This window comes from Bradyrhizobium sp. MOS001 (assembly GCF_004634465.1).
Taxonomy (GTDB): domain Bacteria; phylum Pseudomonadota; class Alphaproteobacteria; order Rhizobiales; family Xanthobacteraceae; genus Bradyrhizobium; species Bradyrhizobium barranii.
On the sequence record NZ_SPVJ01000003.1, the window covers coordinates 259,502 to 277,957 of the forward strand.

Annotated in this window: 16 protein-coding genes, 1 tRNA gene and 1 pseudogene; 7 read left to right on the forward strand and 11 right to left on the reverse strand. The window is 61.7% G+C overall.

All coding sequences use genetic code 11. The features are described from left to right. Window positions 1-139: 139 nt before the first annotated feature. The 5 genes from CT676_RS06900 (at window position 140) to CT676_RS06920 (ending at window position 6,037) form a co-directional block, all read left to right on the forward strand. Complete coding sequence (locus CT676_RS06900) at window positions 140-3,412, forward strand: hypothetical protein (RefSeq protein WP_135214163.1); 3,273 nt, start codon at window positions 140-142, stop codon at window positions 3,410-3,412. Beyond that, a complete protein-coding gene (locus CT676_RS06905; RefSeq protein ID WP_244623082.1) occupies window positions 3,409-3,738 on the forward strand; it encodes a hypothetical protein in 330 nt (109 codons plus the stop codon). Before CT676_RS06900 ends, CT676_RS06905 begins: the two co-directional genes overlap by 4 nt. Window positions 3,739-3,959: 221 nt before the next feature. Beyond that, entirely contained in the window at window positions 3,960-4,973 is a 1,014-nt protein-coding gene (locus CT676_RS06910) for a TRAP transporter substrate-binding protein (protein WP_135214164.1), read from the forward strand. Window positions 4,974-5,172: 199 nt separating this feature from the next. After that, window positions 5,173-5,781: a Spy/CpxP family protein refolding chaperone gene (locus CT676_RS06915; protein ID WP_135214165.1), complete on the forward strand. Its 609-nt coding sequence runs from the start codon at window positions 5,173-5,175 to the stop codon at window positions 5,779-5,781. A gap of 180 nt (window positions 5,782-5,961) precedes the next feature. Continuing rightward, window positions 5,962-6,037 (forward strand) — tRNA-Lys (locus CT676_RS06920). 370 nt (window positions 6,038-6,407) lie between these two features. Here the strand turns inward: CT676_RS06920 and CT676_RS06925 are convergent. The 11 genes and pseudogenes from CT676_RS06925 to CT676_RS43895 all read right to left on the reverse strand — a co-directional run bounded on the left by CT676_RS06925 (window position 6,408) and on the right by CT676_RS43895 (window position 16,221). Further along, window positions 6,408-7,571: a recombinase family protein gene (locus tag CT676_RS06925; RefSeq protein WP_167767967.1), complete on the reverse strand. Its 1,164-nt coding sequence runs from the start codon at window positions 7,569-7,571 to the stop codon at window positions 6,408-6,410. Between the two features lie 146 nt (window positions 7,572-7,717). Continuing rightward, entirely contained in the window at window positions 7,718-8,074 is a 357-nt protein-coding gene (locus CT676_RS06930) for a PRC-barrel domain-containing protein (RefSeq protein ID WP_028160059.1), read from the reverse strand. Window positions 8,075-8,293: 219 nt separating this feature from the next. Further along, the gene (locus CT676_RS06935) at window positions 8,294-9,178 is read right to left on the reverse strand and encodes a hypothetical protein (RefSeq protein WP_080669683.1); all 885 of its coding nucleotides are present in this window, start codon (window positions 9,176-9,178) and stop codon (window positions 8,294-8,296) included. Between the two features lie 694 nt (window positions 9,179-9,872). Then, the gene (locus CT676_RS06945; protein ID WP_135214168.1) at window positions 9,873-10,490 is read right to left on the reverse strand and encodes an NYN domain-containing protein; all 618 of its coding nucleotides are present in this window, start codon (window positions 10,488-10,490) and stop codon (window positions 9,873-9,875) included. Between the two features lie 685 nt (window positions 10,491-11,175). After that, a complete protein-coding gene (locus CT676_RS46045; protein WP_275552102.1) occupies window positions 11,176-11,301 on the reverse strand; it encodes a hypothetical protein in 126 nt (41 codons plus the stop codon). A gap of 923 nt (window positions 11,302-12,224) precedes the next feature. Next, window positions 12,225-12,437 (reverse strand): hypothetical protein, encoded by a 213-nt coding sequence (locus CT676_RS06960; RefSeq protein WP_135214170.1) that lies wholly within the window; start codon window positions 12,435-12,437, stop codon window positions 12,225-12,227. A 321-nt stretch (window positions 12,438-12,758) separates the two neighbouring features. Further along, entirely contained in the window at window positions 12,759-13,955 is a 1,197-nt protein-coding gene (locus CT676_RS06965) for an MFS transporter (RefSeq protein ID WP_135214273.1), read from the reverse strand. A gap of 316 nt (window positions 13,956-14,271) precedes the next feature. Further along, window positions 14,272-14,442: pseudogene (locus CT676_RS45140) on the reverse strand (SOS response-associated peptidase); the annotation flags it as partial. 50 nt (window positions 14,443-14,492) lie between these two features. After that, window positions 14,493-14,897: a host attachment protein gene (locus tag CT676_RS06975; RefSeq protein WP_135214171.1), complete on the reverse strand. Its 405-nt coding sequence runs from the start codon at window positions 14,895-14,897 to the stop codon at window positions 14,493-14,495. Window positions 14,898-15,561: 664 nt separating this feature from the next. Further along, window positions 15,562-15,975: a cupin domain-containing protein gene (locus CT676_RS06985; RefSeq protein WP_135214172.1), complete on the reverse strand. Its 414-nt coding sequence runs from the start codon at window positions 15,973-15,975 to the stop codon at window positions 15,562-15,564. A 105-nt stretch (window positions 15,976-16,080) separates the two neighbouring features. Continuing rightward, a complete protein-coding gene (locus tag CT676_RS43895; RefSeq protein WP_167767968.1) occupies window positions 16,081-16,221 on the reverse strand; it encodes a hypothetical protein in 141 nt (46 codons plus the stop codon). A 271-nt stretch (window positions 16,222-16,492) separates the two neighbouring features. Here CT676_RS43895 and CT676_RS06990 point away from each other — a divergent pair, with 271 nt between their 5' ends. Beyond that, window positions 16,493-17,710: an ATP-binding protein gene (locus tag CT676_RS06990; RefSeq protein ID WP_135214173.1), complete on the forward strand. Its 1,218-nt coding sequence runs from the start codon at window positions 16,493-16,495 to the stop codon at window positions 17,708-17,710. Further along, complete coding sequence (locus CT676_RS06995) at window positions 17,676-18,362, forward strand: antibiotic biosynthesis monooxygenase (RefSeq protein WP_135214174.1); 687 nt, start codon at window positions 17,676-17,678, stop codon at window positions 18,360-18,362. The genes CT676_RS06990 and CT676_RS06995 overlap by 35 nt, the downstream gene beginning before the upstream one ends. The last annotated feature ends 94 nt before the right edge of the window (window positions 18,363-18,456 follow it).

An 18,456-nucleotide genomic window follows, 5' to 3' on the forward strand; every position in this document is an offset into this window, starting at 1 on the left:
TCATCGGCAAACGCGGCGCCCTCGGCGCCGCGTTTTTCGTTTGGCACACGATCCCGTCATGTGGGGGTGCATCGCAATAAATATGTTAACATTCCATTAACCGGCAGCGTCGCGCGCCCTTGCTGCTGGAGAATTTGGAATGCCCCTTTCCGCTGGTTCGATCGCCTTCACCGGTTTCAACGGTGACGGCAACGATAATTTGTCCTTTGTCGCCCTGACCGACATCCCGCAGGGCACTGTCATCAATTTCACCGACAGCAACTGGAACGGCTCCGCCTTCGCAACCGGCAGCAACGCCGAAAGCACGATCGCCTGGACCGCGACCGGCGCGATTCCCGCCGGCACCGTCATCGACATCAACAACATCGGCAAGGGCACGTTCGGCACCAGCGCCGGCTCGGCCACCTTCACCAACGCCAACAATACCGGCCTGTCCAACGACAGCGAGGTCGTCTACGCCTATGTCGGCACCTCGACGGCGCCGACCTTCCTCGCCGCGATCTCCAATGTCGGCTATGCGACCTCAGACGGCACGCTGACCGGCACCGGCCTCGTTGCCGGCCAGACCGCGGTCAGCTTCACCGGCGGCCTCGACATCGTCGGCTATAACGGACCGCGCTCGGGCTTCGCCAGCTTCGCCGACTACCTCGCCGCGATCGGCAACACCGCCAACTGGGCCACCCAGAACGGCAGCGGCGACCAGAGCACCGACGGCACCACGCCCGACGCGCCGTTCCCGACCACCGCCTTCACCGTGGCCGCGCCCGCCACGCAGACGATCTCGTTCTCGTCGCCGAGCGTGTCGGTTGCCGAGGGGCAGAGCGGCACCAAGACCATGACTTTCACCATTGCGCGCACCGGCGGCACCACCGGCGTGCTCAGCTTCTCCGGCAGCTTCGCCGCTGGCACCACCGATGCGGCCGATTTCGGCGGCACGCTGCCGGCCTCGACCTTCAGCGGCAGCTTCGCCGACGGTGCGTCCTCGGCGACAATCACCATCACGATCTCTGGCGACACCACCGCAGAGCCCGACGAGAGTTTTGCGCTCACGCTCACCAGCGCCAGCAATCCGGGCGCGGCGGTTACGATCGGCACCGCGACGGCGACCGGCACCATCGCCAATGACGACGGCACCCTGGTCTCCGGCAACTCGTCGAACCCGATCACGCTGGCGAACAACGATCATCTGACCGTCCTCGCCGGCGCGACCCTGTCGGGCTCGACCCCGGTCACCTGGATCGGCGGCAGCACCTCGCCCGGCGCGCTGGTCGACAATTCCGGCACCATCACCGGCACCAGCCGCGCGATCGCCACCAGCGGTTCGACCAGCGGCAGCCTCACCATCAACAACAAGGCCGGCGCCACCATCACCGCGACCAAGGATGCGGTGAAGATCTCGAACCTGGTCTCGGGCAAGAGCGGCACCTTCACCGTCAACAACGAGGGCACGATCTCGTCGACGGGGACCGGCAGCAATGCCGGCCAGGCGCTCGATCTCGACGACATCAATTCGAGCGGCGCCAATACCGTCATCAACAACGCGGCAACCGGCATGATCTCGGCGGCCGATGCCGACGCGATCCGGCCCGGCGCCAACGCCACCATCAACAATTACGGCCAGATCGTCAGCCATAACGCTTCGGCGGCCTCGGACGGCAACGCCGCGATCGACTTCCAGTCGGTCAACACCGGCGGCGTGGTCAACAACTACGCCGGCGGAATCATCGACGGCGCCCGCCACGCGATCACCGGCGACCAGCCGATCACCGTCAACAATGACGGCACGATCACCGGCCGCAGCGGCTCCGGCATCAACATGGACAGCGCGGCTAACACGACTACAACAGTGACCAACCGCGGCACCATCACCGGCACGGCGGTCGGCGGTGCTGACGCCGACGGCGTCGATGTCGACGGTCTGGTCTCGATCGACAATTTCGGGACGATCGCAGCGGTCGGCCTGACCAGCGGCGCCAACGGCCTCAACGAGGCGCTCGCGATCGGCGGCGGCTTCGTCCACAACGAGGTGGGCGGCCTCATCATCAGCGATCAGCGCGCGATCACCGTGGACGACAGCAATGACGGTAGCGCCTTCGGCGTCATGACCATCATCAATGACGGCACGATCCGCGGCAACAACGGCGAGGCGATCTCGATCGTCGGCACCTTCGGCGACACCGTTACCAACACGGGCGGCATTTTCGGCAGCATCGCCACCGACGGTGGCAACGATACGCTCACCAACAGCGGCTCCATCATCGGCGACGTCTCGATGGGCGCAGGCGACGACAGCATCAATCTCGCCACTGCTTCGATCGTCACCGGCACGATCGACGGCGGCGACGGCGTCGACACGCTGGTGCTGTCGGGAAGTGGCTCCGGTTCGCTCCTTGGCACCGTCGTCAATGTCGAGAAGCTCGACGTCCAGAGCGGCGTCTGGCGGATCAAGGATGCGTCCGGCTATTCCGACATCCAGGTCGAGAGCGGCGCGGCGGTCGTGCTGGAGGGCTCGGCCAATGGAATGGTGGTTGCCGCGGGCGCCGCGCAGCTGGTGTTCGGTCTGGCCTCGAACTCCGTGATCTCGGGCAATCAGTACATCCAGATTGGCGGCTCGGCCGACGGCACGACGATCGAAGCCGGCGGCGACCAGGATATCCTTGGCGGTGGTATCGCGACCAACACCACCGTGGACGGCGGCACCCAGAACGTCTTCGGCGTTGCGATCCAGACCACGGTCGCGAATGGCGGCTTCCAGCACGTTCACAACAATGCTTTCAACACCATCGTCAATGCCGGGGGTGAGCAGAACGTCTACATCGACGGCAGTGCGACCGGATCCACCATCAATGCCGGCGGCATCCAGATCGATTGGGGCTTCACGATCATCACGACGATCAGCGGCGGCGGTCAGTACGTGTTCGGGTCGGCGAGCCTCACGACGATCAATTCGGGCCTACAGGCCGTCGAGAGCGGCGGCACGGCCTCGGACACGACGATCCATGGTGGCGGGCAGGACGTCTATCTGGGTGGAACCGCGATCAACACCACCATGGATGGCGGCGTCCAGTCGGTCTATGGCGGCACGGTGGTCCAGACCACGATCAGCAATGGCGCCCTCCAGTATCTCCACGGCAACGCGTCGATGACGACGGTCAACGCCGGCGGCCAGCAGAGCGTCTACGCCGACGGCACGGCGGCACCACGATCAATGCCGGCGGCGTCCAGATCGATTGGGGCGCCGCCAGCGCCACCATCGTCAACGGCGGCGTGCAATATGTGTATGGCAGCGCGACCGGCACGACGGTCCTGTCCGGGACGCAGCACGTGCAGGCCGGCGGCAGCGCTGATGACACCACGATCGGCTCGGGTGCGCTCGCCTTTGTCCATGCGGGCGGGACGATCGACGATGTGATCTTCGCCGGTCCCAATGCCTCGCTGGTGCTGGCCCAGGCGTCGGCCTTCACGGGAACGATCTCCGGCTGGCAGGACCATGACAGTCTCGATCTCGGCGACATCCTGTTCAGCGACGGTCTGACCTCGATGGCCTATGCGCAGAATGGCGACAACACCGGCGGCACGCTGACAGTCTCCGACGGCGCCCACGTCGCGACGCTGCACTTGCTCGGTCAGTACAGCGCGGCCGATTTCGCGCTGTCCTCGGACGGGCACGGCGGCACCCTGATCACCGATCCGGCGGTCGCGCAGCAGGCCCAGCTCGCGCCGGCGCTGCACGGCTGAGGTTGCGAGAGGCGGCAGGACGATGGCAGGGTTTCCCTGCCATCGTCCTGCGTGAGCCAGTCCGGCAGATTTCGCCTCCGGATACCGCATTTTTGCAAGCCGCCCCCTGCTAAGGGGCAATGGCGCCTGTGCCCGCTTCCCTATAATCCTGCCTTCAAGTCTTGAATCTAAGGCTTGGGGGCGACGGTTCGTGCCCCACCAAAAAACGTGCGGGAGGAAGCATGCGGAAACTCATTTGGGCTGCGGCATCGGTTGCGGTCTTGACCGGGGCGTTGGCCCTGACCGGGCCGGCATCGGCCCAATCGCCGATCATCATCAAGTTCAGTCACGTCGTCGCCACCGACACGCCGAAGGGCAAGGCGTCGGAGAAGTTCAAGGAGCTTGCCGAGAAGTACACCGGCGGCAAGGTCAAGATCGAAGTCTACCCGAACTCGACGCTCTACAAGGACAAGGAAGAGCTCGAGGCGCTCCAGCTCGGCAGTGTGCAGATGCTGGCGCCGTCCAACTCGAAGTTCGGCCCGCTCGGCATCCGCGAATTCGAGGTGTTCGATCTGCCTTACATCCTTCCGGACCTGAAGACGCTGCGGAAGGTGACGGAAGGCCCGCTCGGCCTCCGGCTGCTCAAGCTGCTGGACTCCAAGGGCATCACCGGCCTTGCCTATTGGGACAACAGCTTCAAGCAGATGAGCGCCAACAAGAAGCTGGTCGCGCCCGCCGACTACCAGGGCGTCAAGTTCCGCATCCAGTCCTCGCGCGTGCTGCAGGCCCAGTTCAAGTCGCTCGGCTCGCTGCCGCAGGTGATGGCGTTCTCGGAAGTCTACCAGGCACTGCAGACCGGCGTGGTCGACGGTCAGGAGAACACCTGGTCGAACATCTATACGCAGAAGATGCACGAGGTGCAGAAGTACATCACCGAGACCAATCACGGCTACATCGGCTACGTCGTGATCGTGAACAAGAAGTTCTGGGACGATCTGCCGGCCGACATCCGCGACCAGCTGTCGAAGGCGATGAAGGAGGCGACCGACTTCAACAACGCGCAGTCGCAGAAGGAGAACGACGACGCGCTGGCCGAGATCAAGAAGAGCGGCAAGAGCGAGATCATCAAGCTCACGCCGCAGCAGGACGAGGCGATGCGCAAGGCGATGGAGCCGGTCTACAAGGACGCCGCAGGCCGCGTCGGCCAGCCGCTGATCGACGAGTTCCTCAAGGAATCGAAGAGCACGACGAACTGATCCGGATCGACCATCAATGAAGGGGCTTCCGTGCAGCCTGCGCGGAGGCCCTTTTTGTTGCAAAACATTTCAGTTTGCATCTGAATGGACATTCAGGGGAGTTACATCTTCGTAAGAACGCTCTCTCTGTCCAAGTTGTAAGTTGCGCGTCAGCCGTCCGGCGCTCATCCTCACCGGCATCCTTCCAGAGGAGGTCCGTATGAGGAAGTTCACCATCGCCGCCATCGCCGTGCTCAGCATCGCCGGCTCGGGCGCGGTCTATGCCCAATTTCATCGCCCGTGGATGGAGCACTTCCGCCACGTCCGCATGAACCCGGAGGACCGTGCCGCCTTCGTCGACGCGCGGATCGCCGCCGTCCATGCCGGGCTGAAGCTCAACGCCGACCAGGAGAAGCTGTGGCCGCCGGTCGAGGCTGCCGTGCGCGACTTCGCCAAGCTGCGCATCGACCGCGCCAACGCGCGGATGAATGCCGGCCCGGGTGATGCCGGCAAGAACGCCGACAAGCCCGAGGATCCGGTCGCCCGCCTGCGCCAGCGCGCCGAGGACATGGGCGCGACCTCCGCTGCCCTGAAGAAGATCGCCGATGCCGCCGATCCGCTCTACAAGATGCTCGACGAGGGCCAGAAGCGGCGCCTTGCCGTGCTGACCCGCCACCGTGGCCCGTTCGGCGGCGGTGGGGACGGCCCGTCCCGACACTTCATGGAACGGGGCATGGACCGCATGATGGAGCGCGGCATGGACCGCTTCCACGGCGACCGTTTCGACCGTGACGGCGGCCCGGACCGGGATCGCGAGGGCCGGCTCTGAGCCACCCCGTATTTCCCGAGGAATTAGCCCCGGGATTGGCCTTGGCGAAGCCGCTGGAATCCAGCGGCTTTTCGCATTTTCGGGCCTGTGGAAGAACCTTGGAAAACATGCGCCACATCGCTTGCCATACCCGGATCGCTTTGCTAAACGACCGGCCTCGCAAGGCATTGACCGCCTTTCGGGCGCATAGCTCAGTTGGTAGAGCAGCTGACTCTTAATCAGCGGGTCCCAGGTTCGAGCCCTGGTGCGCCCACCACCCAGTCACAGGTATCGAACCTTTGACTTGGCCCTCCTAATTTTTGCGCTGAATTGCGCGCTATTGGTGACTTGGTCGCGTCTCTGCATGCGGTCTCAGCTGGTGAATCCCAGACTTTCGGCGGTTCGTCTCTGCCTTTAAAAATCTCGTTCCCGGAATCGAACCCTGACTCGGCCCTTTCCGGGTTTTGCGCTGAATTGCGGGTCCTATTAGCGAACTGGTCGCGCCTCAGCTGGCGAATGTCCCGACTTTCGTCCGTCCGTTCGTTTCCTGTCTCGCCGTCTCCGAACCATTCGGGAGGAGTGCCAGCTGTCTGATGGACTTTTGGTGCGGATCGACTAAGCAGCGCCCGAATGCAACGCAAGCCCTCTCAATTCGGATCGAGACCGAGGGTTTGGAATTGAACGTCCCAATCTGGGTCGGGATCTCGCAAGCGCTCTATGTTGACACCTCGAGGAAGACGACCTTCGATAGCCGCCCTGACGAGCGAGGGCGCCAGAAATGCCAGCGACAGTGTTAAATTGATCTGACGCGTCGTGCACCGTTCGCGCTTCGCGAGCTCTTCGCTGCTTTTAACTGCACTTGCGGTGATCTCCTCGAGCCATCTTCGCCCGCGAGCGATGGCGGCGACTAGACGAACGCGCCGCTCGGCGCGCTCCGGGCGGATTTGTTTTCTCTCCGCCCTAGCAGGCAATAGGATCTTTCGGCTTCGTTTGGAAGCCGGCTTTTGCCAGGGGACAGATAGCGTTATCATATTAGATGATCGATCGGTTGGCTTGAGAGATAGTACCAGCTGAGTTCGGTGAACCTGAATGCGGGCGACGAGATTTTCGAGCCTGTCCCGATCAAACCCAGACAGGTGAATTCGATTGCTGCTTACTAGGTCCTCATCCGCAGTGTGCTCGCGTAAAGCTTGTACGACAGTGCTTTCGATTTCTTGCGCTGGGACACGCGAGACCGAACCAACGTCGGCGGTTCGAGCTTCGCCGTGGCTAGGGCGAGATACATAATATCGGTAGCGCACGCCAGCCTTGGTGGCGTGAGTAGCTGTCATAACGTGTCCCGCATCGTCATAAAGGAGGTCTCTCAACAGGTGGTTTGACTTGCGCCGCGATAACGTCGTGTGGCCTTGCTGGGCGGACAGCTTTCGTTGAACGGCTTCAAAGAGCTCCCTGTCCAAAATCGCCGGCTGCTCTCCCGGTAGGATCTCGCCTCGATAATTGACCTCGCCAATAAAAAAACGATTGCGGAGCAGGTGGGACAGTGTACCGCGTCCGAATGGAATGCCTCCGCGGCTTCGTCCCGTGCGAAGGGCCCGAGCCTTCGTGCAGATTTGTCTGTCTTTAAGGTCCCGAACTAGTTCGTTAATGCTGGCAACCTCAAGATATCTCCGGAAGATCAATCTGACGCGTTCAGCCTCTTCTTCGACAGGCTTGAGTTTGCCATCACTAAGCGCATAGCCGAGAGGCAAGGGACCTCCTACCCAGAGACCCTTGCGTTTTGAAGCGGCAATCTTGTCTCGGATGCGCTCCACGACGAGCTCGCGTATGAGGCGTCGTCCTCGACGACGAGCATCGCACTGGCGACTCCTTCAACTGACGGGTGGAGCGCTTCTGCCGACAGCAGGCGCTTTGACCGGCGCGGCAGGCCCGCTCTCGCAAGCGGGCTTGCCGGTAACCGTCAGAACCCAGAATAGTAGTCGTTCACCGCTCTTGCGCGTCCCGGGTCGTTCCAGTCCCAGGCATTGTCATTGCCGTACTTCGGCGCGCCCTGAAGCCTGTCGGCGGTAAGATTGGTCCGGTAGCCGCCAAGACCTGTGTCGTACTTCAGCGATTGCCAGGGCAGGGGGTAGTGATCGTCCCCGATGCCGAGGAAGCCACCGAAGCCGAGAACCGCGTACGACACTTGGCCGCTGACCTTGTCGATCATGACGCGCTCAATCGAACCGATCTTCTGGGCGTCGGACCCATAGACCGCTGTGCCTTCGACCTTGTCGCTACCGATCAGCGTACCTGTTTCACGCCTTTCCGTTTCCATCGTCGTCTCCTCCTAGAAACATTGACGCACGACAACTGTGATCGAGAGGCGATCGTTCCTACGTTTTAAAGGTTCGGCGGGAGAGCTATGGAAAAGCGAGCGACGCGGCAAAAACTGATCTCGTACTTCGCGCGTCGCGATGAATTCACCACCCCCGACAACCGGCGCAGCGGAAGGTCACAGGATTTCCAGCCTGTCACCCTGTGCGGAAAAATGAGGTTAAGGTAGTGGCCGGGGATCCGCGACGCGGCTTTTGTGCCATCGATTGGAATGAGCCATCCACTCGGAAATCGGCTCGCCATCGCGATGCCGGCCTCCAGCTTCTGCACCAGCCCAAGCCGCTGCGGCCCCGAACAGCAACGCTGCAGCCGCCGAGAAGGCGATGATGATACTTGCCGCACGAGCCCTCGAGATCGCGCTCTTTGCATTTGCCAGCGTCGTATCAACTCGCCTCTCGGCGTCCGTCGCTGCGAGCCCGGTCAATGCAGTGACCTGCTGAACAAGATAGGTGCGATCCTCGGGGAGGACGCCGCCGTGACTCGAAGCAGTTGCTAGAATTCGCGCGGCTTCAGCACGCTCACCCGTCAGATCAACGTTCGGCGGCCGCCGGGGCGCACGGAAGAGATGATCAAGCTCGTAACTTAGGATCGACGGTTCGGTAGCAGACGGCGGTTGAGTCGTTGCGGACGGGCGGTTTGCAGCACCCGCTATCAGCGCGGTCAGAACAGCTCCGATTAAGACCGCGAGCGCCCAGGCAGCAACGCCATGCAGTCCGTCGCGCGTCTCGATGTCATCGGTCGCGGAAGCGTAAGGCGGCCGCACGCGCCCGGCAAAATAGCCGCCGCAGCCAAAACTGATGAGGGACTGAAAGATCAGGTAGACGCCCGACAACAGCCATAGCGCAACGGAAGCATCTCTCCAGGTCGGCGCAGCGGAGGCCATGCCCAGTCCAAGCGCTGTTCCAAAGGAGATCAGTATCAGGGACAAACTCGTAGCGACGAAGGCTCCAACAACGATGGGTGTCCACTGCAATCCCCAGAGCCTGGTTAAGTTGGATGCGGTGGCTGTTTCGGATGCGATCCCGGAGATTGGTTCAATGGCCATGGCGTCTACCTGAGACCGAGTAGAGACAAAATGAACATGACGATGACGATCAGGCCAACGAGATAGATGATTCCATTCATGCGAAGTCCTCCTCTTCGCCACTTCAATGCCAGGCGTGCGTAAGGGTTCCTCGATCCAGACGTTTCCCGCCAGGTGGCGCACTCGCGCGACTCCGGTCGTAAAAGAACAGCCGCGTTGCCGGGGTAAGACAACGCGGCTGGGAAGCAAATCCCCGGAGGAGCCAGGCTTACTTCCTGTTGCTTTGGGGCCGGCCTGATCGCTGCCGGGACCAGAGCCGCCCCGGCCGGACGCGTCAGGCTTCATCATTCCGCCCTTGGTCATGCCGTACTTGTAAAATCCTCACCTGCCGTTTCTCAAGGTCGGGGAGACGGCCCCGGTTGGGGGGCTTGGGGGCAAGTAGACCGGGGCTGCTCCGCCAGCATCGGCGGCGATGCCTGGCAGGTCCTCAATTGGCCTTCGGCGCTAGTTGTTCCGCGCCGGTCGATGCAGACGCAGATTCGGCGTCGGTCGCCGGCAGGAATGCGAAGCTGGCAGCATATTTTCGCGTCTGGGATGCGCCAGGCATTGCCGTATCTCGGAATTGGCTTATGCGCGTCGCTGACTGCTTGGATGTCGGTAATGCTGTTCTATTGAAGTGGTTCTGCCGCAAATTCATCGATGCGGGCGACCCTTACTAGCCAGGAGGGTCGTTTCCTTTCGGCTCTTGTAAGAGTTTCGGCATGTGTCCCCGCGGTTCGCGATCACGTGGGGCAGGGCGCTCGGATGGGACGCGGCCAAGCTTCGGCTGCAGCTCGACGAGATCCGTAAAGACGTCGGCCTGGCGGCGCAGCTCGTCGGCGATCATCGGCGGCTGGCTGGCGATAGTGGAAATCACCGTGACTCGCACGCCGCGGCGCTGCACGGCTTCGACCAGAGAGCGGAAGTCGCCATCGCCCGAGAACAGCACCATCTGGTCGATGTGTTGGGCGAGCTCCATGGCGTTCACCGCGAGCTCGATATCCATGTTGCCCTTGATCTTGCGGCGGCCGGATGCATCGACAAACTCTTTAGTCGCCTTGGTGACGACCGTGAACCCGTTGTAGTCCAACCAATCGAGCAGGGGACGGATCGAGGAAAACTCCTGATCCTCGATGACTGCGGTGTAGTAGAATGCCCGAAACAGTTTCCCGCGGCTCTGAAATTCCTCCAGCAGGCGTTTGTAATCGACGTCGAAGCCCAGGGCTTTCGCCGTCGCGTAAAGATTCGCGCCATCGATGAAAAGCGCAATCTTGTTAGTCGACGCGGATGACATGACTTGCGGGCCTTCCAGAGAGCCGATTTAGGTCTTCGCCGAGAGACCAGCAATTGAACGAAGGACTACGAGACGCACGAAAAATACTTTAAGCTTCAAGCAATCGCATGGCGAGGAGGAACTCCGTAGCCACAAAGAAGTTAGCCCATTTAAAATTCTTGAGTAATGTGGCTATTTTAGGTGGTCGTTTTTGGAGTATGCGTCTCATGAGCGATGTGGATTTTCCTGTCTTTGATAGTTCGATCACACGGCGCGGTCGCGGCTGGCGCTGGTGTGTTTCTGGCGAAGCGGGTAAAATCGTCCTGCAGGGTACTGAGCGCAGCCGACCAGCGGCACAGTATATGGCTGCACGAGCGACTTTTTTGCTGCTCCTCACCGCGTCGTATTGGAGACCCGGCAATGTGCCGCTTCCGGTTGACGTATACCCGGTTGAGATAATTCCCAACGTGCGCCCGAACTCAACTGGCCTGAGATAGCCAAAGGCCGATTGCGCTTGGTTGCTCTCGGACTCTCGGAAAAGGCTCTCCATCGCGGCGTTCATGAGAGGGCTCGCGCAGTGTGGCGTGGCGCGTACGGATCTAACAAGAACCAATTCGTTGATTGGAAAAACGCTTCCGGTGCGTAAGCGCTGGGAGTGTTTGCGTCTGCGAGAACGAACGACGCCGGCAGCCCTATCACGTCGTACTCAAATGCCACCCCCTAGGGGGCATTCTCCTCGAACCGTTTCTGCGGCATCGACACTGGCGAAGACCTTGATTTGGTCGACGTCGCCGACCTGTTTGGCGGTGTTCACGTAGACGAAGACGGTCATTGATCCCACTTCAGCTTGCGCCGGCTTAGGTCTTTGGAACGGATCGGACTTCCTGCGGGTTAAGCGCGACAACCCTGGGAGTTTGCCGTGAAACTAATCCTACTATTAGCAACCGGTTTCGCTGTCTCGATTGCTGCTGCGTCGGCGCAGCCCGCCGGCTCACCAAGCGGACGTGGGGCGGTCAATGGTGACCCGGCAGCCAGCTCGACGGCGCCGAGCAGAGACCCGCGTGGCACCACTGGCATGTCGCCTGGTTCGAGTAGCGGAAGTGGTACGTCCACTTCTGGCGGCAAAGACGACAATGGAGATCAGGGTCGAGACAAAATGCCAGACAGCAACAAGACGGTCCGGCCCGAGAACCAGCAGCCGGCAAAGCCGCACTAACGCCTAAATTCCCGCGTGGATCGACTCTCGAAGTTCTGGTGTCGCAATTCGGACGGAGCAAGCGACCTCAGCTTTTGAAGGGGGATAGCTGAGGCCGCTTGAGCTTCGGAACGGAGGCGAATCCAACCGACGCTCAGCGAGGGTAGGCTGCATCCATTCCCACGCATGGTCCATTTGTGAACAATGCCGCCGCGATGTTAGCGCGCGTGCTTTACGTCTCGTGAACGTCCTCCGTCTTGCGCGAAGGGCCTCACGTTGAACTTGCCGAATTTCGATAGGCTTCGGTATTTCAACGGAGGTGTGCTCGGCGTTCATCCAGAACTATGTTGCCGCGCTCTGAAGTGAGCGAGGAAATGACGGGCCGCCGCAACAAGGACAATCCGCCTATCCTCATCTGCCAAGAATGTAGGCGACCGATGGTGTATCTCGCTACACTTCCGAAGATTGCTAGCCTGCCCGCAGTACACGCTTACTTGTGTCGACCATGCCAGCGGGTCGATAGCATTACGTTGAAGTAGCCGACGCAGGCATCTTTTAAGCTAGCCGTCCTGGCACCGAATGCCGAAATTGTCGCAGATCAACGCAAAGGCTTCCTTCGCCTTTGCATCCTCAAAGCAGAAGCGAGTGCCGATGTCTGCGCGATCGGTCCACCACCCCAGTTTGCTGCCCTTCGCAATGCGAGCAGCCTCTCCGCGCAGCAAATCCAACCGTTTTCCAGCCGCGTGAACGACTAAGCAATTTTCCCTTGTCATGAATGCGGTCCTCAAAAATGAAACAACGACACCATTTTGATTCCGACAAAAAATGAAATGGTGTGGCGGCTGGGGTGCTAGAACGAAGGCCGCACCAGGGGGACTGCTGCGACCTCATTCTCGAAAAAATTCGGGTGAAATGATCTAAGTGAAATATGCAGCCATCCCCGGTGATCAACAAGCTACCGCAGCTCGGTCGCAGCGCAATGTCAGCTAGGTCACACCTGGAAACCTATTTAATGCGCAGGCACGACTTGCTCAGAAGCCCTTCGCTTAGGCAGTCTGGACTGCTTCGTCGCGCGCTCCTCGTCATGACAATCCCTAATAATTCTTGACGGCCGGGCTAAACACCAGCCACAGCGCGATTGACACCAGCCCAAAGCAGCCGAGCAGCAGGAAGGTCGGGCCGTAGCCGATCCATTGCGCGATCCAGCCGCCGAGTGCGGGACTGAGGCTTGCGCCGATCCCCTGCACGGTGATCACGGCTCCCTGGCCGAGATTGATGCGGCCGCTGCCGTTGAGCGAGCGCGCGACCATGCCCGGGACAGCGACAGTCTGCAGTCCGGTCCCGATGCCGTCGAGCACCTGCATTGGTACAACACCCCACCATCCCATGACGAAGAAAGCGAGCACGCCGCGAACAGGCAGCATCGTGAAAGAGACCAGCAGCACTGGCCAGTAGTTGCGCTTGCCCGCGACTTGCATGCCGACTAGCGATGTCGCGATCATCACGCCCTGCGCGATCACCACCGTGATTGCTACGAAGCTCGGACCGTCGGCCTGTGCTTCTGCGACGGCCGCAAGGCCATAGAGCGAGACGACGGCGGCGTTGCCGAGATGGAAGATCGCGAGCGCCAGCGCCAGCACGAGCAGCGGCTTGTGCTTGAACAGGATGGACAGACCACTCGGCGGGCTATCCGGATCGTCCTCCTTGCCGCCGCGCGCGGCGCGATCGTCGATCGCCTTGGCCGGGATCATCAATACGCAAGCCACCGCGATGGCGCCAAAAATCGCGGCGAGTACGAACACGGTCACGTAGCCGAATTTGTAACCGAGATAGCCCGACAGCGCCGCGCCGACCATGTTGCCGGCATGGTTGAATGCCTGGTTGCGTCCGTTCAGCGCATTAAAGCCTTTTTGATTAGCGATGCCGAGCGTGATGCCGGTTACTGCCGGCACAATCGCGGCACTCGCCAGCGATTGCGCAACCTGCGAGAACGTCACCGCCCAGAAATTCTGTGAGATCAGGATGATTGCGGATGCCAGAACGACACAGATGCCGGGGATGACGACCCACAGCCGCTTGTTGCGGCTAGAATCGATGAAGCCGCCGATCGGTGTCGTTACCAGCATGCCCGCGACATTGCCGATCGTCATCGCGGAGCCGATCAATCCGGTGGCCCAACCACGCTCCTGCAGGAATACGCCCACGAACGGCCCGATGCCCGACTGCATGTCGGCCATGAAAAAGTTGACGGCGTAGAGGGGCCAGATGCGGGAAGGGGAGCGCGATATCATAGAGAGGCCGAGCGTGAAGCTGCCGATCGAATAGAGTCTCGCGCAAGCGGACATGGCCGCCGATTGGCCGGAGCGGACTAGAAAATAACCTGTGCCCATCATGTTAGTTCCGCCGACCTTGGCGATTAGAGTGCAACGACGTCACCTCGCTAATGCCTCGCGCTCATTTCTGGATCTCTGCCATGCCTCTCTGGACCTGCGCGGACCCTCCCATGCGCGGTCCGTTTCCCGGCGAGAGGTTAGCTTATGGCGGCGAGCTCGAGGAGCTTCCGCGCGGCGGCCTTGGGTTCGGCGTTGGGACGTTCCCCGACGAGTTTTATATTGCGGCCAAATCTTCTTTCACGCCACGTGCCACGATTCGCAACGCGCCGTCTGCAAGCGGACGCTGAAGTTCTTTGGCTTCATCCCAAGGCGCCTTCATCCAAGTCTCAACGGGCATCGCTTTCGGGTGGATGGCGTTTACCTCAAAGTTTGGTTTAGTGGTTAACCGCTTACGTCACGAAGGGCGAAGTTCGCTCTACGGTCGGCGGTGGTGCGTCAGGCGTCGGCGATCAGTGAGGCGATGTCCTCGAGCGGACGCCGGCTGAAGTCCTTCGCGAGCTCCCCTAAGATCTTGTCTCTGAGGTCGCGATTGAAGTGCTTGCGCATCTCGCCCAGGATTCTAGGGTCGGAGACAAGGACCAAGTGTTCTATGGTCCCGTCCAGGCTGAGCTTGTTCAGGAAAGCCGCCGTCGCTGCCGCGAAGTCGTCCTCGACGAGCCGCCTCCCGTCGGGGTTGGCTGAGCCGGTACGATGCCGCGCACCCGAGCCCGAGTGGGCGGACTGAGGCGGAGCCGCCGTGATCTCGACCAAGTGCACCCCAGGTTTCACGCCTGTATTGTGGAACAGGCGGATCGTCTCGCCGTCAGCGACAGCTACTGTCGCACCGGTAGGCAGAATCATCGAAAGACCTCCCGTTCACGATCCCGCACTGACACGGCGGGCTATGTACTTGTCAGCCGGCGTGTTGCTGCGTCTCTTAAGCTCCCGGCACGGAACTCCTCAGAGCAGGGCAGTACAACGACCGCCGTAAGGAAGCGGCGCGGCGCGCACGGCGATCTTAGCGGCCGAGAAGTCGGTGCGCTGGAGTACGCCTCCCGGCCGGTCGACGATCGGTCGAAGATTGAGTCCATGGCGGTCGAAAGGAAAATCACCTCTCGCTATGGAGTCGATAGCCGACCGTTATCGGAATGACTGAAAGACGCTTGGCGCCGCGGCGGGAGCACGGCGCTTCCCTCTGCGAGCACTCGCGCAAGCCGTCGCCGGAAACCCCGCCTTTGCCGAAGCTTGTTCGAAGGCAGATGGAAGCTTCGGCCAGGATGCCTCGGCACTCCTCGCGACATTGGAAGCGAGTGCACCTATGCGATGTCGGGACGGCCGGCGCAATTTTCCGCGGCGTTTGCCCGGCGTCGTCTCGACGCGGGTCGGCTACGTCGAGAACGCCACCCACCGCAACCGCGCCACGCACGCGGCAGCGATGGAGATCGCGTCCGTTTCGACCAGGACGAGCTTCAGCGATCGGCAAGAGTTCTTCTTCCAGATGTCCCGCGCGCCGCCGTCCCCGCCCCTAGGGGAACGTCAGGCCGAAAGCAGCCGGATCGGGCTGCTCGCCTTTCCGGGGGACCAAGAAGCGCTCCAACCCACCCGGCACGAAGCTGAGCAGCAGGGTCGCCTGGTCGCCGACCACCTCGATCGTATGCGGCACACCGCGGGGAAGAGCCACGTAAGCGCCTGGCCCCACCTCGATACGGGCATCGCCGACCCGTGCGATTAGCTTCCCTTGCACCACGTATAGCAGCTCGTCCTCGCGCGTGTGGGTGTGCAGCGGCGGTTCTTCCCCGGCCCGCACCGTCCACAGGACAGTGCCATATTCGCCTCCGGACTGGCTGCTCTCCACCTTCATTTCGACGCTCGAGCCTCCGCTCGAGGTCACTGTCTCGCCGCCGTGCGGCGCCGTGAGAACCGGCTTGTGAACTGACATTGTAACCTCCTGATTGCGCGTCGGATGAGCCCGGCACCGTGCAAGCATGGAATTCCGTGCGGCGAATTGGAAATGACGTCACGCCATGAAATCAATAGCTGCGCGTCATGATGGCGGTTCGCTTTCCGCACCGGATTCGCGTGCATCCGACGTTGACTGCTCGAGCAGATCGGTCAGCATCCTGATGGCCTCCGTTGGCTTCAGGACTTCGCTCTCACGTAGCTGTTCGATCTTCTCATGCAGCAATCTGAGCTTCGCCCTACATTGATCCGGTAGTCTCTCCCTACGGCTTTGCGATCGATATCTTGCTGCTTTTTGTGGCTTAGCATGATGATCAGCGCTGCGTTGCCGCCTGGGCGCCGCGGCGTGCCGATAACGGTCGGCTATCGACTCCATGGCAAGAGGTGATTTTCCATTTTTCGGTGCTGGACCCAATCTTCGTGCCGTCGTCGCCCGCCCGCGTGTACGGGCCGAAGTTGGCGTACCGTTGGACGATCGCAGGCCAGGAGTTTCCCAGATGCTGATCAAATATTCATCCGACATTTCCTTTCCCGGCGAGGTCGAGAGCCCTCTGCCGGAGGATGTCGTCGTGCTTGCGGGCCGCGCCGGCGTCGCGCTTGGGGTGCAGCGCCCACTCGGCGTGAGAGTGCGGAGCGTCAGCGGTCACGGCAGCGGTGTGATCGCGTCCAGGCGCGTGGAGATTCCGGTCGTCGGGGGCGACGGCGAGATCTCCGGGGTCCTGTTCCGAGCCGCCCCACGGACCGGCACGCGCGGCGCGGCCTTCGCCCGCGGTTCGGAGGGCGAGAGGTCGATCGGGGACGTGGCGCCGTTCGTCGTCCACGACATCAACAACCTTCTCGCCGTGATCGGCGGCGGCCTGCGGCTGCTCGAGTGCCAGAGCGATGCCGCGTATCGAGCGGCGATCGTTGGCAAAATGCAGGAAGCGATTACGCGAGGCGTGTTGCTCCGCCGTCAGTTCCTCGATACTGCGCGACCATGCCGCAAGTCGATCGACGGCTTTGTCGCAGGCAGTCGTCTCGCAGCGATCGCGGGTACGCTTGACTGGGCGTTGCGCCCGGACATCACTGTCCGCACCGAGATCGCGCCCGACTTATGGACCTTCAATGCCGACCCGGAAGAGCTGTACTTTGCGCTCCTGAATCTCTGCCGAAACGCAGACGATGCTATGCCGGCCGGCGGCACGATCACCGTCGCGGCGCGGAATGTCGAGCCGTTTAGCGCGGACCGCGGGTTCGTTGAGATTGTCGTCGCCGACGAGGGGGAGGGCATGTCTGAGGAGGTCCTGTCGCAGGCGTTCCTTCCATACTTCACGACAAAGGCGGCTGGCGGCGGCAGCGGACTCGCGCAGGTTCGGCACTTCGCCGAAGGACGGAGCGGTGCGATCAGTATCGAGCGCGAGCGAGGTGGCGGCACGCTGGTCCGCCTCTTTCTCCCGTGTGTCGACGATGCGGGGGGGCCGGAGCAGCTTTGTCGGTACGCGGATCACGCGCACGCCGTCATCCAAAACTCACCGCGGTCAGTGACTACCGCGGTGCGGCAGGAAGGCCGGATATGCGGAAAAGCGGGAACGCGCCCGCGGGCGCTTCCCATCCGGCGAGTCACCGTGAATGCGACGCATGGTCGGGGCATTTCGACATCGAATCGACTACATCGCAGCACTCCAGGAATGAGATACGACTATGTTTTCCGTGATTTTCGAAGCCCTCCCCCATAAAGGGAAGTGGGATAATTACCTCGACAACGCCAACATGCTGCGCCCGGAGCTGGAGCAGGTCGAAGGCTTCGTCGACAACATCCGCTACAAGAGCCTGACACGCGAGGACTGGATCCTTTCGCTTTCGAACTGGCGAGACGAGAAGTCACTCGTCCGCTGGCGCATCCGCACGCGCCATCACGAGGTCCAGCAGAAGGGCCGCGACGAAATACTCGCAGATTACCACCTCCGCGTCGGTCAGATCACTGCCGACAACAAAGTGCCCGTGGGTTACGCCCTGAGGGAACAGCGGCTCGATGAGACCGAAGTCGGGGAGGGGATGACAGTCACGCTGATCAACGCGACGCGCCCCGCGGAGTGGAAACAGACCGACAACCCGTACGACTGCGCGGAGTGGCTCGGACTGAACCCTTGGGCCGCCGACTTCACGTCCTGGGACATCTTCGAAGCAGTGCTTACGCCTGGCGACCTGATTCTGCTCATGTCCTGGAAGGACGCCGCCGCAGCGCAGGCTTACGAGAACGCGTCCGCGCCGAATGACAAGGCAAGGGTTCGTACAGTGCGGATCGTGCGCGACTATGGGAAATACGACCGTCGCGAGGCACCTCAATACTACGAAGATGCCAAGGGCGGCGAGACCCTCCATGCCTGACGTCGCTCCGTCGGGAAGGGCCATGCTGCCGCGAGTTCGACTCTGGTCTCGCTATGCCGCCCGGTCCCGCGTTTAGCCAGGCTTGGCGAGAAAC